Genomic DNA, 24318 nt, shown 5'->3' with positions numbered 1-24318 from the left:
GATGGATGCTGAAGCGTGGTAACTCCAGTCTCCTCGGTCCGGTCCGAATGGACAACCTCTCGAAAGCTCACACCTAGTGCCGGCAGTGGCACCGCTGTTGTCCGTCGACAGGTCCCGCGCTTGCTCGGTGCGACCAACAACCTTAAGCGCTAGGGCGTAACCTGACCCTGCAAGATCTCCTCACCGACTATAAGGTGCGCCTCACGATCTGAGACGATGGGACAGGATGGCTAAGGAGGTGCGCCGTCTTGCATGCCCCGCCAGCGAGGCGAACCCTCTCGGCTACGCGCGCCACCAGCGACGCTCCATATCGTCAGGCCTGCGTCTCATGCTCAGATGAGCCGGTATTTGGCTCTCTCATCAGCAAACCGAGAGAGCCCATGCCAAGACGGAAGCAAGCAAGACGAACGAGCGTCAGAGATATCCTGCGCCTGACCCATAAACAGGGCAGTCCGGTGGGCCAAGGTGGCAGAGCAACTGAGGTTCGGCAAGACTTCGGCTTCCACCTATCTGCGGGCGCTGGAGACGGGCTGTCGTGCAGGCCCTGCATGCGGCTTTGAGGACGATGCGATGTTGAAACACCGTCTGTTGCGCCGAATCGGCCGTCGGCCAAACGTTGGGTCGTCATCAGGTTCTCGACAGCTTCCCGGTGTCAAATCCAAACCGTGGTCGGCGATCCCCACCAGGGTGGGAAGGCAGCGCTGATATAGCCGAACGTCGATCAAGTCACGATCAACGATTGCCTCATGTCACATGCCCTGCGGGACTGAAAAACGGAGAAGAACATGTGCGATGCAAAACTGAAGACCGTGCTTTCGCTTTTTTCGCCGGTGGCCAGCAAATTAGATGCTCTCTCGTCCAACGGACCAGCGACGGATGCAAACTGCGTTAAGCTAAATACGAACGAGAACCCGTTTCCGTTGCCGAAGAGCGTAATGCAAAGTGCAATTGCTGCGATCGAACACCAGTATCTTTATCCGGAAGACGACAATCTCAGCTTAAGGGCAGCTGCCTCCGATGCTTACGGATTTTCCAAAGATCAGGTGATTGCCGGCAACGGTTCGTCGGAGCTGCTCGGACTCATCTACAGAGCTTTCCTCGCCCCAGGAGATAGAGTGGCAATGCTGTCGCCCGGATTTTCGTTCAACCGTAAACTTGCCATGTTGCAGGGTGCCGAGTTTCTCGAAATCGCATCGAGCGAAGCTCATCCCCTGCCGATAGAAAAACTGCTGTCCGGCCCCGCAAAAGACGCGAAGTTCATTCTGTTGGCTAATCCGAACAATCCGACCGGAACATTCGTGCCGGTGGCCGAAATCGAACGCCTTGTGGAGCAAGCAGATCGCTTGGTCGTCTTGGATGAGGCCTACGTTGACTTCGCACCCGACAATGCCCTGCGCCTCGTCAATAGACATCCGAATCTTTTGATCTTGAGGACTTTTTCAAAGAGCTATGCTGCCGCTGGCGTGCGAGTCGGCTTCGGTTTCGGTCACCCAGAAATCATTGGCAGGCTGCGCAACATCCAGAATGTCTTCAACATGAACGTGATCGGGCAGGCGGTCGGGAAAAGCATTCTTGCGCATCGCCACGCCTACGAAGAGAACCACAGGCACATCAAGCATGAACGACAGCGAGTGACCCTGGCGCTGTTGCAACTTGGCTTTTCCGTAACACCCTCCCACGCAAACTTTTTGCTGGCCCGTGTGCCGGCGGGACAGGAGGGCTCATGCTGGCAAGCCGCGTTGAAAGAGCAGGCGATCCTCATCGCCAGCTTTCCTGACGTAGATTTGAAGAACTGTATTCGCGTCAGCATTGGCACCACAGAGCAGATGGACAAATTCCTTGCTGCCGCCGAACGCGTCTGTATGAACTTTAAGAAGGATCGCGGTGCTCACAAGCATGAAGTCGATTCACATTAAGCATCAAGTAATGATATGTCGTGAGCTATGATGATTAGCGAATAAATATAGGTAATTTGGAGAACAATTAATTGAAGAAAATTTCCGCTTCGGGCCTGACCTTCGGCATCTTCGATCATCTGGACGAAAACGGCGATGACATCGCACAACAATATGCAGATCGGCTGAGCCTAGCAGAAGCGTGCGATGGCTATGGCTTTTATGCGTATCATCTCGCCGAGCACCACTGTACGCCGCATGGCAGAGGTCCATCACCGAATTTGTTCTTAGCGAGCGTCGCCCAGCGAACCCGCAGTCTTCGTGTTGGTCCCATGGTAATGCTACTTGCGCTCTATCATCCGCTGCGTGCCTTCGAGGAGATCTGCATGCTTGATCAGTTGAGCGGCGGCAGGCTTGAACTCGGCATAGGGCGCGGCTCTGCTCCCACTGAATTGGGATACTTCGGGGTTGCTGTAGAAGCAGCACCAGAACAGTATGCGGAGGCCAGTGAGATTCTCATCAATGCGATGAAAGGCGGGACGCTTTCTTATCAGGGCCGCCACTTTGAGTTGAAAGATGTTCCGCTGACGTTGAGACCTCACCAATATCCCCGTCCGCCGACATGGATCGCCACCAATCGACCCGAGCCGGCTAGCTGGGCCGCTGCGAATGGGGCAAACATCGCCTGCGTCGGACCTTCCACTTCTGTTCGCAGCGTTACCGACGCGTTCCGCGCCGCCCGAATTCACGATGCTGACATTGGCCAGCAAGCGCCATTTCTTGGATTGCTCCGAATGGTGGTGATAGGGCGTTCTGAAACAGATGCGTATTTGCTCGCAGCACCTGCCTATGAACGATGGCTCAATAGCTTCAAATTTCTATACGAACTAAATGCCATTTCCACTCCACCAAACTTGCCTTTGAACTTCGATGCAGCAATTGAAAGTGAATTGTGCGTCGTGGGAACGGCAGATTCTGTCCGAAAAGCTCTCCTTGATCAGCTGGAAGAGGCAGGTGCTAATTATCTTCTGTGTCAACTGGCATTTGGGGATTTGCCGCTGGATGCCTCACTATACACCGCATCGGCCATTGGATCCGAAATCATGGCTCGAGTTGCCGCATCGTGAATCCGTCGTGTGATTGGAGGAGCAGCGGCAGCGCTGCTCCTCATTGCGAAACGGTTGTGGGGGCCGGACTCCTGTGTCAGGTGTAAACCATTGGAGCACGTCCTATCTGATCCAGGTCATATCCTGCGGCTTTGAAGTAGTTGGCACATTCGGCTGGGGTGAAGAGGTCGACGACCGCGCCGAGGCGTCCTGACCTTGCCCCTCTGATCTAATCCGGTTTGAAGTTCGTTCTGGCCCATCCAGAGGACCAGGACATGAAACGCAGCCGCTTCTCTGAAGAGCAGATCATCGGAATTTTGAAGAAACACGAGGCCGGGGTATCGGTTGGCGATCTGTGCCGCAAGCACGGGGTCAGCGACGCCTCGATCTACAATTGGAAGGCCCGCTTCGGCGGGATGGATGTCACCGAGGCTCGGCGACCTGAAGGCGCTGGAGGACGAGAACACGCGCCTGAAGCGGCTTTTGGCCGACGCCATGCTCGACAATGCCGCGTTGAAGGACCTTGTGGGAAAGAAATGGTGACGCCCGCCGCCAAGCGGAAAGCTGTCGCTCGCCTGAAGGAAGGCTTCGGGATGAGCGAACGGCGGGCGTGTAAAGCCATCGGCTGTTGCCGCATGACGGTTCGCTACCAGACCAGCAGGCCGGACGACCGCGAGGTTCGCGAGCGGATGAAGGCCGATCGCGCAGGAGCGTCGCCGGTTCGGCTACCGGCGTCTTCTCGTGATGCTGAGGCGGGAGGGCCTGGTCGTGAACCACAAGAAGCTGTTCCGGCTCTATCGGGAGGAGAAGCTCGCCGTCGCCGCCGTGGCGGCCGCAAGCGGGCGATCGGGACCAGGGCGCCGATGCTGGTGCCGCTGAGGCCCGACGAGCGCTGGTCGCTCGACTTCGTATCGGACCAGCTCACCGACGGGCGCCGCTTCCGCATCCTGGCCGTCGTCGACGACTGCACGAGAGAGTGCCTCGCACTCATCGTTGATACGTCTCTCTCGGGCATGCGGGTTGCCCGCGAATTGGACGGCTCATCACCGAGCGGGGCCGGCCCAGGATGATCGTCAGCGACAATGGCAGCGAGTTCACCTCGAACGCCATCCTCTCCTGGGCGGATCAGAACCGCGTCGAATGGCATTACATTGCGCCCGGCAAGCCGATGCAGAATGGCTTCATCGAGAGCTTCAACGGCCGACTGCGCGATGAACTGCTCAACGAGACGCTGTTCACCTCGCTGGCTCAGGCGCGCGTAGCCATCGCCCTGTGGCACGCCGACTACAACACCGCGCGGCCGCACTCCCCCCTGGCAGACCCCGGCCAAGTTCGCCAGCACCTTCAATCCGCGACGGTCGCTCGCGCTGCGCTATGCCAAAGGCTCCGCGCCAGCGCCCGTCGCTTCACCCGCCCAGCAGGGCACAACCCACGCCGGAAACGAACTCAAAACTGCTGGGGCAACGTCAGTCCCATAGAGCCTTGATGGTTATCTCGGCCTTTGCTCGCAGCAGCGCCTTAGGTTGGGCGAAGGCGTTCTCAATCGGATTGAAGTCGGGACTGTAGGGCGGCAGTTAGAGCAGGCTCGCCTGCGGCCTCAATCGCGCCGCGCAGGGTTCTCCAGGCGGATGTCGCCAATGTCAAATTTGCTGGCATCCATGTCGCCCTCGCCAACCGCACAAGCGAAGGCCAGAAAGCCAACATGTGTTCTGCGGCTTAATTAAGAGTCAGCCGATGTCGGCCGAACATCACCTTGTCTCGAAGTCGACGATCGGACAGCAGGTTGCGAAAGTTGGCGCGATGCGAAACAAACTGCTGAAGCGCTCAACTTTTATTGATCACGCGTGTTGGACGCGACGCACTCCCGTTCCAATCGGGCTGAGCGCAAATTCTCCCGGTTCACAAAACTGAGTCGCTGGAGTAGTGGGGGCGCAGAGAAATCTCCGGTCGCAGCCTTACCCGGTCAAAACAAGGATACCAATGATGAAGACTCTCGCCGTCTGCTCTGGCGGATTGGACTCCGTTTCCCTTGCTCACATGGTGGCAGCGGAGCACGAACTCACCGGCCTTCTATCTTTCGACTATGGCCAACGGCACAGGAAGGAATTGGGCTTCGCCGCTCTTTGCGCGCAGCGACTGAAGGTCCCGCACCAGATCATCGACATCGGCGAAATTGGCCGTGGCCTTTCCGGCTCAGCGCTGACTAGCAGTATCGACGTGCCGGACGGCCACTACGCCGAAGACACGATGAAGATTACGGTGGTGCCGAACCGCAATGCCATCATGTTGGCAATCGCCTTCGGTCTCGCCGCCGCCCACAGCGCCGAAGCGGTGGCGGCGGCCGTGCATGGTGGGGACCATTTCATCTATCCCGATTGCCGTCCGGCCTTCATTGAAGCTTTCCAGACAATGCAAGACCGCGCGCTCGACGGCTATGCGCAGATACGCCTCTATGCACCGTATGTGAATCTCGGAAAAGCTGACATTGTTGCGGATGGCGCAAGATACGGCACCCCGTTTGCTGAGACCTGGTCCTGTTACAAGGGCGGCGTGCGTCACTGCGGACGATGCGGGACCTGCGTCGAGCGGCGCGAAGCGTTCCATCTCGCCGGGCACGCTGATCCCACCGACTACGAGGACGCCGATTTCTGGCTTGAGGCGCTGCGCAGGAGGCGCGCGTAATGTTCCACATCAGCAAGGAATTCCACTTCTCGGCCTCGCATCAGCTCACCTCCTTGCCTCCCAACCATCAATGCGCGCGCCTGCACGGGCATAACTATGTCGTCGTAGTGGAGCTGTCGGCCAAGGAACTGGACGCCCACGGCTTCGTGCGCGACTATCACGATCTGGCGCCGCTCAAACGCTACATTGACGAGAGCTTCGACCATCGGCACCTCAACGACGTGCTGGGACATGAGAAGGTCACGGCGGAATGCCTGGCCAGACATTTCTATGAATGGTGCAAGGCACGTCTGCCGCAGACCGCGGCCGTGCGCGTTAGCGAAACACCGAAAACTTGGGCGGAATACCGTCCGTGACCGACATGCATCCCGCAATCCGTGTGAGCGAGATATTCGGGCCGACTATCCAGGGCGAGGGCGTGCTCATCGGCTTGCCGACGGTGTTCATCAGAACCGGCGGATGTGATTATCGCTGTTCATGGTGCGACAGCCTTCACGCGGTGGACAATCAGTATCGCCATGAATGGCTACCGATGCCGATCGATGCCGTGTGGCAAACCGTCCATGCGCTTTCCGGCGGCAGGCCGGTTATGGTCTCCTTGTCAGGCGGCAACCCGGCCATTCAGCCGTTCGGTCCCCTCATAGAACGAGGCCATCGCGAGGGCTATCGTTTTGCACTGGAAACGCAGGGTTCCGTGGTGAGGGAGTGGTTTGCGGATCTTGACGTGCTGACCCTTAGCCCAAAGCCGCCGTCCAGCGAGATGACGACCCGTTGGGCTGCGTTTGATGCATGCCTCGAAGCGGCGCAAGAGAAGCCGCAAATCGTGCTCAAGCTCGTCGTTTTCGACGAGAGTGACTATGCCTACGCCAAAGAAGTCGCGGCGAGATATCCGCACCTTCCGATCTATCTGCAACCCGGCAATCACACGCCGCCGCTCCCTGGCAGTGAAGACGCCTCTGTCGACTTGGACGGAATAATGATGCGAATGGAATGGCTTGTCGAAAGGGTGACTAGCGACAGGTGGTTCGAAGCCCGCGTGTTGCCGCAGCTGCACGTTCTGCTTTGGGGTAACAAGAGGGCGGTCTAGTCTGTGGCTTGCGTCGCACCGGAAGGCCGGGCTCCAACGGCTTGGCAGGCTCTCTTCGCGTGCCGAGTACAGCCGAGCTTTGTTCGCGTCAGCGGTCTCGCGATTGTGCGGCTGGAAACCGCCCGGACACCCCGCTGCCGGCGTGTGTCACCTTGACTCCGATGAGCTGTCGTCACGCAAAGTTGAAATCCGCAAGAACTGGCCTTCTCGCCCCACCTGCTCCGTCGCAAGCACGTCATCCCCTCATCCTTGTCCAGCTCTTATCGATGTATCTCATTGTCCGGCCTGACGCACGACTGTCAGCATGGGAATGCATCCATTGCGCAAATGCCTTCCATAAAGAAGATCGATTTCCTCATTGGCCCAACGTGAAATATAGCAACGTTTTCGTGGCGTGGGTCGGCTGCGTCGGGAGTAGCGATGAAAACGTATTGGGGTCGCCTGCGTCTCCTTGGGCAGCGAGTGTAAAGTATAGCGATGCGGCCTCCGGCGCGAACGGCAGCCGCGCAGTGATCACCTTCGCCTGTGCCTTTGCGGCGGGGGTCAAGCGCTGGTCTGCTAAAATTTTTTATCGTTTAGCTGGTTGAAACTGCCCCCGTTGCGGGCTGCAGAAGCCGGCCAGCCGAGAAACGGCAGCCGCACTTATGAAAGCACGCCAAGGCGTGCGGGCATCTATCAGTTGCAAAGGACAATACTGGCCGCGCCGATTGGCCATCACGCGTCCATTAGGGCAGCCACCAACATCAGTTCGCAAGAGGAGCAAAAGTAATATGTATCGTCGTCACCTGATCAAAGGGTTGGTTGCGCTCGGCGCATGCCGGATTTGCGTTCAAGCCGCCCAAGCGACCAGTGCCCATTGGGGGTACACCGGTCCGGTCGGACCGGAGCACTGGGCTGATCTGGATAAGGAAAATTTCGTATGCTCTGCCGGCACGCAGCAATCGCCGATCAATATCAACAGCGCGGTCAAGGCGGATATCCCGCATATCGCCATCGGCTGGCACAAGGGCGGCGGCAATATGGTGAACAACGGCCACACCATTCAAATCAATATGCCACAAGGCAGCACGCTGACCCGCGGCGATCGTGTCTACGAACTGGTACAGTTCCATTTCCATGCGCCAAGCGAACATCACGTGGCGGGCAAGAGCTTCCCGATGGAGGTGCATTTCGTTCACAAGGACACGCAAAGTGGTACTCTGGGCGTGCTGGGCGTCTTTTTAACGCCCGGCGCGACAAATGCCAGCTTTGCTGCCCTTGCTGCGGCCTTTCCCGAACTGCCGAATGGGGAGGTGACGATCGACGAGGTGAATCCCAACTGGCTTCTGCCAGCCTCGCTTGGCTATTGGACTTATGAGGGCTCACTGACGACGCCGCCGTGCACCGAAAACGTCGAGTGGATGGTGGCGATGGAACCGGTTGACGTTGATCCGGCAGACATCCAGCGATTTGCCTCACTCTACCCGTCGAACGCGCGCCCTATTCATTCACCCAATCGACGCTTCATCCTGCGCCAGAGTTGAGCGCCGCCCCAGCGGTTCCGCACGGTCCAACATTCTTGGCACAAGTTGGCGCGAAGCCTCCTCTTCCGGTCTGGCGGTCTGACGGCGCTCCCCAAGCTGGCTAGTCTAAATGATAGGGATTCGGTGCCGACACCACTCGTCCCAAATACGTCGCGGCGAGGTTTGTCTGCAACCCGGCAATCACACGCCGCCCCGCCGTGGTAATGAAGACGTCTCTGTCGAGTCCGACGGAATATGATGCGCATGGAACCGCTGGTAGAAAAGGTGACCAGCGACAGGTGGTTCGAAGCCCGCGTCTTGCCGCAGCTGCACGTTCTACTCTGGGGTAACAAGAGGGTAGTGTATACCTTCTCCTAGCTTCGCCGCCAACTACTCGGTTTTCCGAATTGCTCTCTATATTCTTGAAGACGATGCGTTCGTTAAAGACATGTGCTGCGCACCTGGTGTAAAAGCTGCTCTCATCATGCAGAGGTCAAGCCAGTCGGGCTCATCCGAGGCTATGGCCGTGAGCACTGTTCAGTTCGGCAGAGAGGGCGCTTTTGTACACACTTTGCGATCGTGGCGGCCCCGTGGGCAGATCTGCAAGCTGCCGCGACACTAACCTCTCGAAGCCCGCCCGCCCGCCTTTCGTGCAGCTTCCTCTGAACAAAACCACCGCTCGCCCTTCAATAGGTTGATGCGTGTCTCCCAGTAAGATTCCTGTCCAAGAACGTGATAATCTTCTTGCCAGTGTTGTAGCTGATGTTGCCCTTGATGCCGCAGCCTACCGCGGCGGGACCAAACTCAATGGCAAGCAGGCCGGCTAGGATCGTGCAGCCAGTCGCGAGCCTCGCCCACAACGGGGTCTCACGCGCATGAGGGCGCCGACCATGGGTTCGGCGGTTCATACGCGTATAACACGTATCTTTCTGAAAAAATCAATGCTCTCGGCTAAGCTACTGAATTATTTGGCTTCCATATAGCGCGTCGGCGGAACCAACTTGTAGACGGGCTATGAAAGGTTAAGCGCGGATGTCTATCGGCCGCCGGCGTTCCCGCTCTGTAAGCCTGCCTGAACTACCCGCGCCGCGGTCAAGCCCCAGGCTCCTGCTCATCCAGCGACCGCCCGATCAATGGCAGGCTGGAAAGACAAGAGCCGATGTCTTCCGATGGTCTCGCCATCAGCTTTGGGCTAACTTCCCCATTCTCCCGCTTCGAGCTCGACACACGGCGGTTTGGATGGCGCACGACAATCTGTGTCGGCTTTGTCGTGTCCGTGACAGACGCCTGAAAGGCCCGTTCGCGCGTTTTGCCGCCGTCTAAGCGGCTGGAATTTAATGACAAAGTTTCTTCTGGGATCGGCCGATCACGCTGGTACGCTTTTTGCGATGCTTGGTGTGAGGCGGCACGAGCTGCCTATCGGCACTTGTGTCGCGGGCAGTCGCGATAATTAGAACGAAGGAAGGAAAGCTATTATGTCAGGTCTGCGTCAGATCGCCTTTTACGGAAAAGGCGGCATCGGCAAGTCCACCACGTCCCAAAATACGCTCGCTGCCCTTGTCGACCTCGGGCAGAGAATCCTCATCGTAGGATGCGACCCCAAAGCCGATTCCACACGCTTGATCCTGAATTCGAAAGCTCAGGATACCGTCCTGGATCTCGCCGCACAGGAAGGCTCGGTGGAAGACCTCGAACTCCAGGACGTGCTCAAGGTGGGCTACAGAGGCATCAAGTGCGTGGAGTCCGGCGGCCCCGAGCCGGGTGTCGGTTGCGCCGGCCGCGGCGTCATCACCTCGATCAATTTCCTCGAGGAGAATGGCGCTTATGACGATGTCGATTATGTCTCCTATGACGTCCTCGGCGACGTGGTATGCGGCGGCTTCGCCATGCCGATCCGCGAAGGCAAGGCCCAGGAGATCTATATCGTCATGTCCGGCGAGATGATGGCGCTCTATGCCGCCAACAACATCGCCAAGGGCATCCTCAAATATGCCCATTCGGGCGGTGTGCGGCTGGGCGGGCTGATCTGCAATGAACGTCAAACCGACCGCGAACTCGATCTGGCCGAAGCACTGGCTGGCCGATTGAATTCCAAGCTCATCCACTTCGTGCCCCGCGACAACATCGTCCAACATGCCGAACTCAGGAAGATGTCGGTGATCCAGTACGCGCCGGACTCAAAGCAGGCAGGGGAATACCGCGCTCTGGCCGAGAAGATCCACGCCAATTCGGGCCAGGGTACGATCCCGACGCCGATCACCATGGAGGAGCTGGAGGAGATGCTGCTCGACTTCGGCATCATGAAGACCGACGAGCAGATGCTTGCCGAGCTTCACTCCAAGGAAGCGGCGAAGGCGGCGGCCCAGTAGTGACATTAGCGCTGCCATGAATCGGCGCGCCTTGCAGAGAACGGCGCCTATTCTTTGAGGCGTCACCCAACCTTGAAAGGGGGACTCATGAGCCGGGAATACGAGAATGACGGTGCTCTTCATGCGAAGCTTATCGAAGAGGTGCTGTCGCATTATCCCGACAAGGCGGCGAAGCGCCGCAAGAAGCACCTCAACGTCGCAAAGAGCGGCAACGAGGCTGGCGGGGAAAGCGAGGTCCTTTCCGAATGCGACGTCAAATCGAACATCAAGTCCATTCCCGGGGTGATGACGATTCGCGGCTGTGCATATGCTGGTTCGAAAGGCGTGGTGTGGGGGCCAGTCAAGGATATGGTCCATATCTCGCACGGCCCGGTCGGCTGCGGCCAATATTCTTGGTCGCAGCGCCGCAACTACTACGTCGGTACAACGGGCGTCGACACGTTCGGGACAATGCAGTTCACCTCCGATTTCCAGGAGAAGGACATCGTCTTCGGCGGCGACAAGAAGCTGGAACAGATCATTGACGAGATTGAAGTCTTGTTTCCGCTCAACAACGGCATCACCGTGCAGTCCGAATGCCCTATCGGCCTGATTGGCGATGACACCGAGGCCGTTTCTCGCAAAAAGACCAAGGAGTATGACAAGACGATCGTGCCGGTACGCTGCGAGGGCTTCCGCGGCGTCTCGCAGTCGCTTGGCCACCACATCGCCAATGATGCAATCCGGGATTGGGTCTTCGACAAAAAGGATGTCAAGTTCGAGGCCGGCCCCTACGACGTCAACGTCATCGGCGACTACAATATCGGCGGCGATGCCTGGGCCTCGCGCATACTGCTTGAGGAGATAGGGCTGCGCGTGGTTGGCAACTGGTCGGGTGACGCCACACTCGCAGAGATCGAGCGCGCCCCGAAGGCTAAGCTCAATCTTATCCACTGCTACCGGTCGATGAATTACATCTGTCGGCATATGGAGGAAAAGTATGGCGTCGCCTGGATGGAGTACAATTTCTTCGGTCCCTCCCAGATCGAAGCCTCTCTGCGCAACATAGCCAAGCATTTTGGGCCGGAAATCGAGGAGAAGACCGAAAAGGTCATTGCCAAGTACAGGCCGCTTGTTGATGCGGTCATCGCCAAGTACCTGTCGCGCCTGGAAGGAAATACCGTGATGCTCTATGTCGGCGGCCTGCGCCCCCGCCACGTCGTCACGGCCTACGAGGACCTCGGCATGGTCATCGTGGGCACCGGCTATGAATTCGCCCACAGCGACGACTATCAGCGCACCGGCCACTACGTGAAGAACGGCACGCTGATCTACGATGACGTGACCGGCTATGAGTTGGAGAAATTCATCGAAGGGATTCGCCCAAATCTGGTCGGCTCGGGAATCAAAGAAAAATACCCGGTGCAGAAGATGGGCATACCGTTCCGCCAGATGCATTCCTGGGATTATTCAGGCCCGTATCACGGCTACGACGGCTTTGCCATTTTCGCACGTGATGTGGATCTCGCCATTAACAACCCGGTCTGGGACCTATTCCACGCGCCTTGGAAAAGAAGCCGGGGCGATGAGCGGGCGATGGCTGCCGAATAAACATTTGCTTCAGCCCCAGTCTCCCACTGAGACGGTGAACTCCCGCGGCCTCTGATCCGCCGGAGCCTGGAACGTCTTGACGTCCTGAGCTGCCGTCCCGCGCAGCCAGATGCAAAAGAGGTAATCATCATGCCGCAGTCGGCTGAAAAAATTCTCGATCACGCTCCCCTGTTCCGCGAGCCGGAATACAGAAAGATGCTCGCTGAGAAGAAGCTAAACTTCGAATGTCCGCACCCCGATGAAATCGTTTCCGATCAGCGCGATTTCACCCAGACGTGGGAATACCGCGAAAAGAACCTCGCCCGCAAAGCGCTTGTCGTGAACCCGGCCAAGGCCTGCCAGCCGCTGGGTGCGGTATTCGCTGCCGCCGGCTTCGAGCGAACCATGTCCTTCGTCCACGGCAGCCAAGGTTGCGTCGCCTATTACCGCTCGCACCTGTCGCGCCATTTCAAGGAGCCTGCCGCGGCGGTCTCCTCCTCAATGACCGAGGATGCGGCGGTGTTTGGCGGCCTGAAGAACATGGTCGACGGGCTCGCCAACACCTACCAGCTCTACGACCCCAAGATGATTGCCGTGTCGACGACCTGTATGGCAGAGGTCATTGGCGACGACCTGCACAGCTTCATCCAGAACGCCAAGGACGAAGATTCAGTCCCGCGCGACTTCGACGTGCCCTTTGCCCACACCCCGGCCTTCGTTGGCAGTCATGTCGACGGCTATGACAACATGGTCAAAGGCATTTTGGAGCACTTCTGGAAAGGTCAGGAGCGTACGCAAATCGAAGGAACCATCAACATCATTCCGGGCTTCGACGGCTTCTGCGTCGGCAACAACCGGGAGCTCAAGCGCCTGCTCGATGTAATGGGCGTGTCCTATACATTGATCCAGGATGCCTCTGACCAGTTCGATACGCCTTCGGACGGTGAATACCGCATGTATGACGGGGGCACGAAGATCAACGAGGTGAAGAAGGCCCTCAACGCCGAGGCAACGCTTTCGCTGCAGCATCACAACACCCGAAAGACACTGGGCTATTGCGAGGAGGTCGGGCAGGCGACGGCCTCGTTCCACTATCCGCTCGGCGTTCAGGCGACGGACGAATTCCTGATGGAGGTCGCGGCGATTTCCGGCAAGGAGATTCCCGAGGCAATTCGCCTCGAGCGCGGCCGACTGGTAGACGCCATGGCGGACAGCCAATCCTGGCTGCATGGTAAGAAATACGCCATCTACGGTGATCCCGACTTCGTTCACGCAATGGCCCGCTTTGTCATGGAGACCGGCGGCGAGCCAACCCATTGCCTCGCCACCAATGGCACCTCGGCATGGGAAGCCGATTTGAAGAAGCTGCTAGCATCCTCGCCTTTCGGCAAGGCTGCCCAGGTTTGGGCGGGCAAGGACCTGTGGGCGCTGCGCTCGCTGCTCTTTACCGAGCCGGTGGACCTTTTGATCGGCAATTCCTACGGCAAGTACCTGGAGCGCGACACCGGAACGCCGCTGATCCGGCTGATGTTTCCGATCTTCGATCGGCACCATCATCACCGCTTTGCGCTCTTTGGCTACCAGGGCGCGTTGCGCGTGCTGACGACGATCCTCGACAAGATCTTCGACAAACTCGATCGCGAGACGAGCGAGACGGGTGTGACGGATTATTCCTATGACCTCACGCGCTAAGAGCCGTGGCCGGCTTTTCGCCGAGGCCATTCCTTGCCCAATGGACTGGGGAGGCTGAGCGATGTCCTCCCTCAGCGCCAAAATCAAGGACGCCTTCGATGAGCCCGCCTGCGATAAGAACCGTGGCAAAGATGCCAAGGCGCGCAAGGAGGGCTGCTCGAAGTCGCTGACACCAGGGGCGGCAGCCGGCGGCTGCGCCTTTGACGGAGCCAAGATCGTCCTGCAGCCGATCACCGACGTTGCGCATCTGGTCCATGCGCCGCTCGCCTGCGAGGGCAATTCTTGGGACAACCGTGGTGCGGTTTCGTCAGGGCCGACCTTGTGGCGGACAAGCTTCACGACCGACCTCACCGAACTCGACCTGGTGATGGGGCAGGGCGAGCGGAAACTCTTCAAGGCGATCCGCGAGATCAAGCACACATACGCGCCGCCGGCGATCTTCGTCTACTCAACTTGCGTAACGGCGCTGATCGGTGACGACATCGAGGCCGTGTGCAAACGCGCCACGGAAAAGTTCGGTTTGGCCGTGGTGCCGATCAATGCGCCTGGCCTGGCAGGCTCCAAGAACCTCGGCAACAAGCTCGCCGCCGAGGCGTTGCTCGATCATGTCATCGGCACGGTCGAACCCGACGACCCCGGGCCCTACGACATCAACATCCTTGGCGAATTCAACCTCTCGGGCGAATTCTGGCTTGTAAAGCCGCTCCTCGATCGGCTCGGCATCCGGGTGCGCGCCTGCATTCCCGGCGATGCGCGTTACCGCGACATTGCTTCCGCGCACCGCGCCCGGGCGGCAATGATCGTGTGCTCGACCGCGCTGATCAGTCTTGCCCGCAAGATGGAGGAGCGCTGGGACATCCCGTTCTTCGAGGGCTCCTTCTATGGCATCTCCGACACATCGCAAGCTCTTCGCAACCTTGTCAGGCTGCTGGTGAGGAAGGGCGCCGATCCGGAGATCCTCGAGCGCACGGAGACGCTGATCGCGCAGCAGGAGGCGATCGCGTGGAAGAAACTCGAATCCTACCGGCAAAGGCTCCAAGGCAAGCGCGTGCTGCTCAACACAGGCGGTGTGAAGTCCTGGTCGGTTGTCCGTGCGCTGATGGAGATCGGAATCGAGATCGTCGGCACCTCGGTCAAGAAATCTACGGTGCAGGACAAGGAGCGCATCAAACAAGTTCTCAAGCACGACAAGCATATGTTCGAATACATGGCTGCGCGCGAGCTGTACGCCATGCTCTCTGAACACAGGGCCGATATCATGCTGTCGGGCGGTCGCACGCAATTCATTGCGCTCAAGGCCAAGACGCCCTGGCTCGATATCAACCAGGAGCGCCAGCACCCTTATGCCGGCTATGCCGGCATGGTGGAACTCGTACGCCAGATCGACCTCGCCATTCACAATCCGGTCTGGTCTCAGGTGCGCCAGCCGGCCCCGTGGGATTGCCAGCCTGATCTAAAAGACGAACTGCCATGCACGAAGAAGGAGTCCGGGCACCTGTTCGATGAATTCGCCGGCGCGACGGCACACGAGTTCAGCGAGTGTTGAGGCGACCGATGGCCCGCATCCTTCCCCAGACCAAATCCGCGGCGGTGAACCCGCTGAAGTCGTCGCAGCCGCTGGGTGCCGCCTTTGCCTTTCTTGGGGTCGACGGCGCGATGCCGCTGTTCCACGGCAGCCAGGGATGCACAAGCTTCGCGCTCGTGCTCTTCGTACGGCACTTCAAAGAAACGATTCCATTGCAGACAACAGCGATGGATGAGGTGGCGACCATCCTCGGCGCTGCCGACCATCTTGAAGAAGCCATCCTCAACCTCAAGAACCGCACGAAGCCAAAGCTGATCGGGGTGTGCACGACCGCGCTGGTGGAGACGCGTGGCGAAGATTGCGCGAGTGATATTGCGAACATCAAGCTGAAGCACACGCAAGAGCTTGCGGGTACGGAGGTCGTGCTGGCCAACACGCCGGATTTTGACGGCGCGATCGAAGAGGGCTGGGCCAAGGCAGTCACCGCAATGATCAAAGGGATTACAGGCTCGGGCGAACGTGCGCGGCAGCCGAAGAAGATCGCGATCCTGCCCGGATGCAACCTCACTGTCGCCGACATCGAGCATATGCGTGACATGGTTGAAAGCTTTGGGCTCAAGCCGGTTATTCTGCCCGACATTTCAGGCTCGCTCGACGGTACGGTTCCTGACCGCTGGGTAGCGACCACATACGGCGGCACCAGCGTCGAAGACATTCGCGAGTTGGGCACGGCCATGCAATGCATCGCCATCGGTGAGCACATGCGCCGCCCGGCGAAAGCGCTGCACGGGTTGACCGGCGTGCCTTACGTGTTGTTCCAGTCACTGACTGGGCTGCAGGACACGGACCGCTTCGTGTCGCTGCTGTCTGCGATTTCGGGCGCGGCGGTACCGGCCCGCGTGCGCCGGCGCCGGGCGCAATTGCAGGACGCGATGCTCGACGGACATTTCCATTTCGGCGGCAAGAAAATTGCCATCGCTGCCGAACCAGACCAGCTGTTCCAACTTGCGACCTTCTTTGCTGGCCTCGGCTCCGAGATAGCCGCGGCCGTCACAACGACCGACAGGTCTAAAATTCTCGAGAAAGTCCCGGCGGTTTCGGTTCAGATCGGCGATCTCGGCGATCTGGAAAGTCTTGCCGTCGGTGCTGACCTGCTTGTCACGCATTCGCACGGGCGCCAAGCATCGGAGCGGCTCCGAATTCCGCTCATGCGCATCGGGTTCCCGGTCTTCGATCGACTAGGCAGCCAGCACAAGCTCGCAATTCTCTATCAGGGCACCCGCGACATGATCTTCGAGGTCGCCAGCATCTTCCAGGCCAACCAACACGCGCCCACTCCTGAGGCGCTTGATCCACTCCGTAATCGAGAAATATCACGATGAACGCTGTTCGCCGCCTCTCGCTGGTCAGTAGTGAGGTTTTCGCCCCGATGCCTGAACGACGTAAGGGCGCATTGCGCGTTGCGATCGCCACTCAGGACATGCAGGACCTCAACGCCCATTTCGGGTCGGCCAGGCGCTTTGCTGTCTACGACGTGACGCGCGAGGAATGGAATCTCGTAGAAGCCGTGGCCTTCGATGACGTGTCCGATGAAAGCGGGGAGCATCGGGCCGAGCGCGATGATCGCATCACGCCAAAGGTGGATGCGCTCAAGGGCTGTCAGATCCTGTTTTGTCTGGCAATTGGCGGCCCTTCGGCAGCCAAGCTTGTCGCGGCAAAAATCCACCCGATCAAAGTGGCGGAGCCCCAATCGATCCCACAGGTGCTCTTGCGCACGCAGATGATGCTCAGGACGTGTCCTCCGCCTTGGCTGCGCAAGGTGCTGGCGCGAGCGGGCATTGCCGAAAAGAAACCGTCCTTCGAGGACGAGGACTGAAAAGAGGAGGACGCCAATGCCTGACCCCGCAATCCCCCCAGCTGTCGCCGAAGACGAGGCGGCTCTTTGCACCCCGTTCGTCAAATGCCTCGTGCGGCTGATCCGTTCTCAGGATTCCTATGGCTCGTGGGAACGCAAAGCGGACGCTGAGCTGCTGGGCGACTTCATCATTACCAAGGAACAGCGCCGAGGGATCCCAATCATCGGAGATCCCGATCCCGACGTGCTGTGGAGGCTCGACAAGTACTACGCCGCCATCGGGCTTGCGATCGAGGAGCGCTGCGGCCTTATGGCATCGCCGATGATCCAGGTGAGCCATGAGGGTTTTGGTCGGGTGCTTTTCACGACCGGACGGCTGGTCGTTTTGTCCAAAACGCTGCGCGATGTCCACCGGTTTGGCTTCGAGACGCTCCTGAAGCTCGCCACGGCCGGTACGAAGCTGGTCGACGATGCGATTTCAGTCATCGAAACCTTTCCCCACGTGGCGCTGGCATGATGGGCGCGATTTTCGAGAAAGGCCATCATGACGGACCCGAGAAACTATGTTGGCCAGTCCCCTCGATCCAGGGACTCGAGGCCGACCAGGTTGTTGGGGTATCGCCGATGAAGAAGCCGCTGGTCCTGATCTGCTCGCAAGATGCCGAGTTCTATCTGCTCTACAGCCACATACTGGAGGTTGACGGTTTCAGCAGTGAGACGGCAGACGGCGCGAAGGCTGCGCTGGCCTTGGCCGAACAACGGGAGCTTCAGGCCGTAGTGCTGGATTGCGACCCAGCCAGCATAAACGGGTCCGCAATTTGCGCCCACCTCAAGCGGGAACCGCGCACCACCGACCTGCCTATCATCGCCCTGATCGCGCCTGGCGCCGAGCACCAGCACCTCGATCTCTTGAAGGCAGGCGTTGAGAGCTTTGTGCGGCCGGTGGCTCCGGCCAAGCTGCTCGACTGCCTGCGGGCGAGGCTCGGGCTGACCAAGCGTGGTCCGAACGGGGTTGAAAACGACAGTTGGATTTGTTGTGGAGGCCTGGAGATGAAGCTCGATGCCCATCGGGTTCGCGGTAATGGCCACGACATCCATCTCGGACGGATCGATTTCAACGTGCTGCGGCTTATGATTGAGGCCCCCGGCAAGGTCTTCAGCCGGGACGAGCTTATCGGGGCGGCCTGGCTGCCCAACATTCATGTCGGTGCACGCACCGTCGATGTCCATATCAGCCGAATCAGGAGGGCGCTGAAAACGGCCTTGCCCGGCAGCGTCATTCGCACCGTCAGGTCGGCCGGCTACTCGCTCGAGAAGCCGGACGACTGAAATCGGTGATCGAACGTGGTGCCGCTCTCTCTTCCTCCTGAGAGCGGTGTTGCCGCTTTGAGGCGCTCCTAACGAAGACCAGGAGAAGCAGGCAAATGGAATTTAAAAGCATATTCAGTGTGACGGGTGCTGATCATTCTGATGAGGACCTCACAACAGCTGCCGGACTGTGTGCCGAGGTCGGCGCGCACCTATCGGTACTCATTATACCGCCTCCATTGCTCTTGATGTCGTCTCCGCCCCCCGAATGGAATACAGGACGTGCACAGGCAATTGCAGTACCGAACTATCGATTTCAGCAAATCGAGAAATTTTCACAGGACGTGACCAGAATGGAAAGACGGTCCGCGGATATCCTCAAAAGGCTGAAAGCTATGTCGCTTTCCTGTGACGTTGACACCGACTATTGCGATCCGGCTAGCCTCGGTGAAGTGGCACGACAGCGGGCGCTCTGCGCTGACCTGACGATCGTTGGAGGAGACCTCCTCAACGATGAGACTCTCGGACCTCCTGTTGTCAACGGCTGCTTGTTCGATAGCGGAAAGCCGGTGCTCATCGTGCCGAAGGGCGTTAAGGCGACGCTGTCGCCTCGACGCGTGCTGGTCGGCTGGGATTCGCGTGTAGAGGCCTCGCGTGCGGTTCGGGAAGCTCTTAGTATCCTATCCGCTGCCAAGGAAGTCTGTGTCGCTATGGTCGATCCAAAGGCGCAAAACAACGGGAAAGGCGCGCAGTCTGGAGCTGACATCGCTGCCTATCTTACTCGGCACGGTGCTCGGGTCTCCGTTGACCTGCTTAAGAGCGCCGGCAAATCGGCGGGCACAGTGCTGACCCAGCACGCGAACGACATCTGTGCTGACATGATGGTTATGGGTGCTTATGGCAGCCGTGGGCTGCGTGAGCGGATTTTCGGCGGTCCGCCGAGCTGGAGCTTTGGGAAGACCACATTGCCGCTGTTTTTGGCTCGCTGATCAGCTCCGTAGGAACACCGATCAGGTCGTAGGACCGCCAACCAGTCCGAAGTCGTCGTCGGTTACCGGTCGGATTGCGGAGACATGGCTGGATCCGCGAACATCTTGCGACGCTTGTCAGAGCCAAACCGGACGCCTCGACTGCTTCACGACGCTCTCGTGAACCAACTCGTGCGAGATCGTCCGCAACGGGCAGTAAAGACGAACGGCTGCAGCAGACCGCAGCCAAGCCACAGGGCGGGTGTACCAGGAGACCCCGCCTCGTGCGCGAACCCTGTTGGAAGGCCCCTTATCAGTACCCGGACGCGCGTCAAATCGGCGGCTGTCCCTGTCAGCCTGCGGTGTGCAAGGGCCGCTGCCGCGGAGCTTCCCCTGCCCGATCGTCGGGCGTGCGACAATGTCGGATTCCAGACGAGCTGGAACTGCGCGAACTCGTTGGTTTGACAGGTCTTTATCCGGCACGCCGCATGCATGGGAGTCTCCGAAAGCATTAAGAGCCGTTATCCATGGTTACGCCCCTCGAAAGAAAGAGCCGCTTCCGTCGTGGCAGGGAAACAGCCACTCCTGGGGTGGAGGCCGGCGCTAGAAGCCGCCGTAAGATCCGGAAGAGCCGCGCGACAGCATCACACACTTTCCTTCTGCTCTTGGGTTCGGATCACGCCGCGCCGCTGTCGATGCCGCCGACATTGAGCCCAAGACCTGGAAGGCGGCACACGCTTTTGCTGTCCTCTCAGTCGGGACCGCGGCTCAAGCATGCCTGTGAGGTTCGCATTGCTCAATGCCCGGCAATCGACGTCAACATGCCGCTGAGTTGGAAAACACTCCTAGAGGAGTAAGGATAAGTGGACCTCTTTTGTATTGGTGTGGGTGCTGGACCATCTAATTTGAGCCTTGCGTGTCAGATACAGGAAGAGATTGCGCAAGGGGCACTGTTCCTGGACCGGGAGGTCGATTTCCGAGGACATCCAGGCAGCGCTTTCGATTGCGCGGAGCTCCAGGTCGGCCACTTCCAGGATCTGGTTACTCTGGTCAATCCGCGATCAGCCTACACATTCGTAAACTACCTCCACGAGAACGGGCGTCTTTACAATTTCCTCAATGCGCAATTTCACGGGGTGCTTAGAGCCGAGTTCGCCCAATATCTCAACTGGGCGTTCCAGAAGAATCCGCTTGTCCGTGGCGGCGAGGCCGTTCGCGAAATCCGCTTTGACGGCGAGTTTCGCGTGCGGACGGACAACGCGGTCCTTGATGCAAGAAACCTCGTCATCGACATAGGCAAGCAGGCGCAAATTCCGCCTCAGTTTCATGGCTGGACTGGACCCAACCTGTTCCACTCATCTGAGTTGGCCCACATCAATCCTGAGGTGCAAAAAAAGCATGTCTGCGTTGTTGGCGGCGGACAGTCGGGAGCCGAGCTGCTACTGCACCTTGTCGGCCGGCCGAAAGAACGGCGGCCCGCGGCGATCACATGGGTCTTGACGCGCGAGATGCCTTTCGACGACCACGCGTTCACAAACGGGCTGTTCACGCCATGCTTCTCGGATCGTTTTGCTGCGATGAGCGAGGTGCATCGACAGCTGTTCCTGCGGCGTTTCGCGCTTGCCTCCGAGGGCATTTCAGAAAGCAAGTTGCGCGCGGTCTATCAGGCGCTCTACCACCACGCCTTTCTCGAGCCACACCAATGCGAGATCACATTGCGGCCAAGTTGCAACGTGTCGCGCTGCATCAATGCCGGAGCAGGGCACAGGCTCACGCTGCAACGCGGCTTGGACAACATCGGAGAAGTAACCGCCGATATCGTCATCCTGGCCACCGGGTACGAGAAACCGCTGCCGGGTTTCCTAGAACCGATCGCAGATCGCCTCGAACAGATCGGCAATGAGCTCGCCATCGGCGAGGATTTTTCGGTGTACTGGGACGGACCGCGAGACCGACGCCTTTTCGTTCAGAACGCCTGCCTTGGACAGCGCGGGCTGGCTGATCCGAACTTTGGGCTGCTGGCCTGGCGAGCGCGCCGCATCCTTGACAGCCTTCTGCGGCGCGCGCCATGCGCCAATCCCGAGCATCTAGGGTTCATCAACCGTCCCTTGACGGAGTGCTGGCCCGACCTCGGAGTCGAACAAATGGGCAGCGGGATATGATTCGTCGATATTGATGATCGGCGGTGGCATTCAGGAAAGATTTCCGCCTCTGGCGGCAAAAGCGGGACGAGCAATATTCCTACGGCGTCAGATCGCTCTGCTCGCGCTTGAGCAAGGTAGCGTCGCGCGACTCCTGCTTGGCGTGAAACAGCAAAGGGCATTCAATCACGATGCAGCTTTACGTGCTGTCGGGCTCAACGCCACGTGGATCGAGCCCAACGCCGCCGTTGGCAACCGCGACGCGAATTATGACGCCGGGCCACATGCGGCGGTGGCTGCAAGGGTACCGAGCCTCTCCCGCACTTTCGACCCCATCGCCGAAGTGCGACTACTCCAGGACGCCGAAGCCGGTCTTATCGCCAGCGGGCCAGCCAAACTCTCACCTTCCTAAACGGCAGCCGCTAAGGTGAGCCGTCGAAAGCCGACATTCAGGTTAACGTCAGCTGGCCGTGTTAGGGCTCGCTTATTCAAGGCGGTACCGGCGCTTGCCGAAGCTAAGAAGGGTTGGCATGCCCTTTGCCGTGCTTGATGTGCGGCAACACGGTGAGAGCTCCGCTGAAGCAAGCGAGAGGGAGCAATGCCCTCGAGACCGTGTCCGATTTTGACTGGAAAATATTCCGCGACAAAAGAGACGAAAGGTGTGGAATGACTTTGGACACCAAGATGGAACTGCGTATGGGGTCCCCGGCTCCTGCGCTGAAAGTGGAGAACTGGCTGCGTGGCGAGCCCCTCACGAGCCTTCGGCCCGGCAAGGTCTACCTCGTTGAATTTTGGGCGACTTGGTGCCGACCATGTGTCCACGCCATGCCCCATTTGATCGAACTGCAGGAGAAATATAAAGACAGCGGATTTGAGATTATCGGAGTCGCAGCTTGCGAAAAGGCTGCAACCGCGGACGAAGCGCGGACCAACGTGGATGCCTGGCTGACCGAGAAGTTCCCGAATCTGAATTATCGGACAGCGTTCGATTGCACTGGCGAAATGAAAAAGCTCTGGCTGGAACCCAGCTCTTCGTTCGGGATTCCCACCTCGTTCGTGGTCGACCGCGACGGCCACATCGCTTATATCGGCCACCCGGCACCTCTCGATGACGTTTTGCCGAAAGTCCTTAACGGCAGCTGGCGCAGCAGCTATGAAGCGAAAGCCGTCGATGCAAAGCGAATCTCGCGTGTGCGCGAATCGTCGCTGAGTCAGCCGATATACGCCAAACTTGGGCCGGCGATGCAGGACGAGGATTGGGCAGCGGCACTATTGGCCATCGAAGAAGGCCTCGCCGTGATGCCAGACTCTTTTGATTTTCGGCGGGTTCATGCGGATATTCTGCTTCACAAGCTGCGCGACATCAAAACCGGCTTGCCGCTTATGCGCGAATTGGTCGAGGACGCGATCAACAAAAAGTTCGAAGCGATGTCTTGGGTGGTGATGGCGCTGAACCAACTCTTCCATCCCACGATCGACAACTCCCATCTTCCGCATGATGATCGCTTTGCGATGGGCAAGGAGCTCTCCGAACAGATCCTGGAACTTAATCCTCCGCAAGGCGATGGAGACTTTAAATTCGGGTGTTACTTTCCGGTCGCTCAGTATTATTACGAGAGCGGCAACAAGGACCGGGCGATCGAGTTGATCGAGGTGGCAATCAAATCGCTGGACCATTCGGAGCCAGTGCCGGACCAAACCAAACAGCGCTACCTCACCTCGTTGCTCCAAGCCCTGGCCAACTACACGGGTGAGCCTGCCTGTCACGCGGGTCTCTGTGTGGCTCCGCAAAACAAGACTTCCGAAACTCAAAACGCTGTCACTTCCTGAGCAAGGATCGCGAAGGGCATGACAATTGGAATTGAACACCGGCAAATCCGCCCGCCCAGGCGCACTTCGCAGCAATAACGTCGATGCCGCAAAAGTGCGCGGCTTGCGGCAGGTGGAATTTCCATTGCGTTTACCTCGGGTCGAACCGCGGCGCAGGCGTTCGCGCCGCGGTGAAAGGTCTCGCATTGGTGGACGTGCTCGAGGTCGGCCACGGGACACTGTTGCGTGGGATCGGCTCGCCCAAGCCATTCCCCGCCCACGCAAGCGCCCGAACCACACATCGCAGAAAAAGAGATCGTCCTTCAAGAGGAGTACTGAAATTGGGGAAAAGCGAAATTCCTCATGAACCGGTTGGCCCTGCTGTCCACGGGGACGACGAGGCCCTTGCTTCCCCGTTCGTCAAATGCCTCCTGCGGCTCATTCGTACTCAGGATTCCTTCGGCTTATGGGAAGGCCATTCGGATGCCGAGCTGCTGGCCGAGTTCATCATCACCAAGCAACAGCAACGTGCGGTACCCTTTGGCGGCGATCCCGATCCTGACGCGCTGTGGAGGCTCGACATGTTTTACACCGCCGTAGCGCTTGCGATCGAGGAGCGCTCCGGCGTGTCGACGTCGCCGACAATAGAAATGAAACCCGTGGGGGCTTCCGGCGGTTGGGCGTTCTGTCGAGACGTCCACCGGTTCGGCTTCGAGACTTTCCGCAAACTTGCTGAGGCCGGTACGAAACTGGTCGACGATGCGACTGCAGCCATTGAAGCCTAGCCCGAGATGGAGCGCATCAAGAAAC

The 24318-nt window shown here is 58.9% G+C and carries 19 protein-coding genes and 3 pseudogenes; 21 read left to right on the top strand and 1 reads right to left on the bottom strand.

Annotated elements, in window-relative coordinates; all coding sequences use genetic code 11:
- Positions 1 to 785: 785 nt before the first annotated feature.
- From hisC to FJV83_RS35005, 3 genes and pseudogenes are all read left to right on the top strand, one after another.
- A complete protein-coding gene (hisC, locus tag FJV83_RS35015; RefSeq protein ID WP_063169376.1) occupies positions 786 to 1916 on the top strand; it encodes a histidinol-phosphate transaminase in 1131 nt (376 codons plus the stop codon).
- 71 nt (positions 1917 to 1987) lie between these two features.
- Positions 1988 to 3022 (top strand): LLM class flavin-dependent oxidoreductase, encoded by a 1035-nt coding sequence (locus FJV83_RS35010; protein WP_063169375.1) that lies wholly within the window; start codon positions 1988 to 1990, stop codon positions 3020 to 3022.
- 254 nt (positions 3023 to 3276) lie between these two features.
- A pseudogene (locus tag FJV83_RS35005) lies at positions 3277 to 4479 on the top strand (IS3 family transposase).
- Here the strand turns inward: FJV83_RS35005 and FJV83_RS35000 are convergent.
- A pseudogene (locus tag FJV83_RS35000) lies at positions 4474 to 4615 on the bottom strand (transposase); the annotation flags it as partial. The pseudogenes FJV83_RS35005 and FJV83_RS35000 sit on opposite strands and share 6 nt — an antisense overlap.
- 369 nt (positions 4616 to 4984) lie before the next feature.
- Between FJV83_RS35000 and queC the strand changes: the two are divergent.
- The 18 genes and pseudogenes from queC (at position 4985) to FJV83_RS34905 (ending at position 24293) form a co-directional block, all read left to right on the top strand.
- Positions 4985 to 5683: a 7-cyano-7-deazaguanine synthase QueC gene (gene queC / locus FJV83_RS34995; protein ID WP_063170389.1), complete on the top strand. Its 699-nt coding sequence runs from the start codon at positions 4985 to 4987 to the stop codon at positions 5681 to 5683.
- On the top strand, positions 5683 to 6039 hold the full coding sequence (queD, locus tag FJV83_RS34990) for a 6-carboxytetrahydropterin synthase QueD (RefSeq protein ID WP_063169374.1): 357 nt from the start codon (positions 5683 to 5685) through the stop codon (positions 6037 to 6039). Before queC ends, queD begins: the two co-directional genes overlap by 1 nt.
- Before the next feature lie 5 nt (positions 6040 to 6044).
- Complete coding sequence (queE, locus tag FJV83_RS34985; protein ID WP_164548811.1) at positions 6045 to 6770, top strand: 7-carboxy-7-deazaguanine synthase QueE; 726 nt, start codon at positions 6045 to 6047, stop codon at positions 6768 to 6770.
- A 770-nt stretch (positions 6771 to 7540) separates the two neighbouring features.
- On the top strand, positions 7541 to 8293 hold the full coding sequence (locus FJV83_RS34980; protein ID WP_063169372.1) for a carbonic anhydrase: 753 nt from the start codon (positions 7541 to 7543) through the stop codon (positions 8291 to 8293).
- A 160-nt stretch (positions 8294 to 8453) separates the two neighbouring features.
- Positions 8454 to 8650, top strand: a pseudogene (locus FJV83_RS37380) (7-carboxy-7-deazaguanine synthase QueE); the annotation flags it as partial.
- A gap of 1097 nt (positions 8651 to 9747) precedes the next feature.
- On the top strand, positions 9748 to 10641 hold the full coding sequence (nifH, locus tag FJV83_RS34965) for a nitrogenase iron protein (RefSeq protein ID WP_024505261.1): 894 nt from the start codon (positions 9748 to 9750) through the stop codon (positions 10639 to 10641).
- A gap of 87 nt (positions 10642 to 10728) precedes the next feature.
- Positions 10729 to 12231 carry a nitrogenase molybdenum-iron protein alpha chain gene (gene nifD, locus FJV83_RS34960; RefSeq protein ID WP_024505262.1) on the top strand — a complete coding sequence of 501 codons (1503 nt, stop codon included), beginning with the start codon at positions 10729 to 10731 and terminating at the stop codon, positions 12229 to 12231.
- Positions 12232 to 12360: 129 nt separating this feature from the next.
- Positions 12361 to 13902, top strand: a complete 1542-nt coding sequence (nifK, locus tag FJV83_RS34955; RefSeq protein ID WP_024505263.1) for a nitrogenase molybdenum-iron protein subunit beta — start codon at positions 12361 to 12363, stop codon at positions 13900 to 13902.
- A 61-nt stretch (positions 13903 to 13963) separates the two neighbouring features.
- Positions 13964 to 15448, top strand: coding sequence for a nitrogenase iron-molybdenum cofactor biosynthesis protein NifE (gene nifE, locus FJV83_RS34950; protein WP_024505264.1), 1485 nt, complete (start codon positions 13964 to 13966; stop codon positions 15446 to 15448).
- Positions 15449 to 15456: 8 nt separating this feature from the next.
- The gene (gene nifN / locus FJV83_RS34945; RefSeq protein ID WP_024505265.1) at positions 15457 to 16809 is read left to right on the top strand and encodes a nitrogenase iron-molybdenum cofactor biosynthesis protein NifN; all 1353 of its coding nucleotides are present in this window, start codon (positions 15457 to 15459) and stop codon (positions 16807 to 16809) included.
- Entirely contained in the window at positions 16806 to 17303 is a 498-nt protein-coding gene (gene nifX, locus FJV83_RS34940; RefSeq protein WP_063169371.1) for a nitrogen fixation protein NifX, read from the top strand. The genes nifN and nifX overlap by 4 nt, the downstream gene beginning before the upstream one ends.
- A 16-nt stretch (positions 17304 to 17319) precedes the next feature.
- Complete coding sequence (locus FJV83_RS34935) at positions 17320 to 17799, top strand: NifX-associated nitrogen fixation protein (RefSeq protein ID WP_024505267.1); 480 nt, start codon at positions 17320 to 17322, stop codon at positions 17797 to 17799.
- Positions 17800 to 17906: 107 nt separating this feature from the next.
- Complete coding sequence (locus FJV83_RS34930; protein WP_224571202.1) at positions 17907 to 18611, top strand: response regulator transcription factor; 705 nt, start codon at positions 17907 to 17909, stop codon at positions 18609 to 18611.
- Positions 18612 to 18706: 95 nt separating this feature from the next.
- Positions 18707 to 19579: a universal stress protein gene (locus tag FJV83_RS34925; protein WP_063169369.1), complete on the top strand. Its 873-nt coding sequence runs from the start codon at positions 18707 to 18709 to the stop codon at positions 19577 to 19579.
- An 842-nt stretch (positions 19580 to 20421) separates the two neighbouring features.
- On the top strand, positions 20422 to 21720 hold the full coding sequence (locus FJV83_RS34920) for a SidA/IucD/PvdA family monooxygenase (protein ID WP_063169368.1): 1299 nt from the start codon (positions 20422 to 20424) through the stop codon (positions 21718 to 21720).
- A 13-nt stretch (positions 21721 to 21733) separates the two neighbouring features.
- Positions 21734 to 22111 carry a hypothetical protein gene (locus FJV83_RS34915; RefSeq protein ID WP_024505270.1) on the top strand — a complete coding sequence of 126 codons (378 nt, stop codon included), beginning with the start codon at positions 21734 to 21736 and terminating at the stop codon, positions 22109 to 22111.
- 254 nt (positions 22112 to 22365) lie between these two features.
- Positions 22366 to 23529, top strand: a complete 1164-nt coding sequence (locus FJV83_RS34910; RefSeq protein ID WP_245438181.1) for a TlpA disulfide reductase family protein — start codon at positions 22366 to 22368, stop codon at positions 23527 to 23529.
- Between the two features lie 320 nt (positions 23530 to 23849).
- On the top strand, positions 23850 to 24293 hold the full coding sequence (locus FJV83_RS34905) for a DUF269 domain-containing protein (RefSeq protein WP_224571203.1): 444 nt from the start codon (positions 23850 to 23852) through the stop codon (positions 24291 to 24293).
- The last annotated feature ends 25 nt before the right edge of the window (positions 24294 to 24318 follow it).

The sequence above is a fragment of the Mesorhizobium sp. WSM4307 genome (assembly GCF_007003945.1).
GTDB lineage: Bacteria > Pseudomonadota > Alphaproteobacteria > Rhizobiales > Rhizobiaceae > Mesorhizobium.
Note: the sequence above shows the minus strand (reverse complement) of the source record. Positions and strands in the feature narration are given on the sequence as shown.

Bases quoted from the DNA above. Each gene is read 5' to 3' on its own strand.
- hisC (WP_063169376.1), top strand. From the start codon at position 786: ATGTGCGATGCAAAACTGAAGACCGTGCTTTCGCTTTTTTCGCCGGTG.
- queC (WP_063170389.1), top strand. From the start codon at position 4,985: ATGAAGACTCTCGCCGTCTGCTCTGGCGGATTGGACTCCGTTTCCCTT.
- queD (WP_063169374.1), top strand. From the start codon at position 5,683: ATGTTCCACATCAGCAAGGAATTCCACTTCTCGGCCTCGCATCAGCTC.
- queE (WP_164548811.1), top strand. From the start codon at position 6,045: ATGCATCCCGCAATCCGTGTGAGCGAGATATTCGGGCCGACTATCCAG.
- FJV83_RS34980 (WP_063169372.1), top strand. From the start codon at position 7,541: ATGTATCGTCGTCACCTGATCAAAGGGTTGGTTGCGCTCGGCGCATGC.
- nifH (WP_024505261.1), top strand. From the start codon at position 9,748: ATGTCAGGTCTGCGTCAGATCGCCTTTTACGGAAAAGGCGGCATCGGC.
- nifD (WP_024505262.1), top strand. From the start codon at position 10,729: ATGAGCCGGGAATACGAGAATGACGGTGCTCTTCATGCGAAGCTTATC.
- nifK (WP_024505263.1), top strand. From the start codon at position 12,361: ATGCCGCAGTCGGCTGAAAAAATTCTCGATCACGCTCCCCTGTTCCGC.
- nifE (WP_024505264.1), top strand. From the start codon at position 13,964: ATGTCCTCCCTCAGCGCCAAAATCAAGGACGCCTTCGATGAGCCCGCC.
- nifN (WP_024505265.1), top strand. From the start codon at position 15,457: ATGGCCCGCATCCTTCCCCAGACCAAATCCGCGGCGGTGAACCCGCTG.
- nifX (WP_063169371.1), top strand. From the start codon at position 16,806: ATGAACGCTGTTCGCCGCCTCTCGCTGGTCAGTAGTGAGGTTTTCGCC.
- FJV83_RS34935 (WP_024505267.1), top strand. From the start codon at position 17,320: ATGCCTGACCCCGCAATCCCCCCAGCTGTCGCCGAAGACGAGGCGGCT.
- FJV83_RS34930 (WP_224571202.1), top strand. From the start codon at position 17,907: ATGAAGAAGCCGCTGGTCCTGATCTGCTCGCAAGATGCCGAGTTCTAT.
- FJV83_RS34925 (WP_063169369.1), top strand. From the start codon at position 18,707: ATGGAATTTAAAAGCATATTCAGTGTGACGGGTGCTGATCATTCTGAT.
- FJV83_RS34915 (WP_024505270.1), top strand. From the start codon at position 21,734: ATGATCGGCGGTGGCATTCAGGAAAGATTTCCGCCTCTGGCGGCAAAA.
- FJV83_RS34910 (WP_245438181.1), top strand. From the start codon at position 22,366: ATGACTTTGGACACCAAGATGGAACTGCGTATGGGGTCCCCGGCTCCT.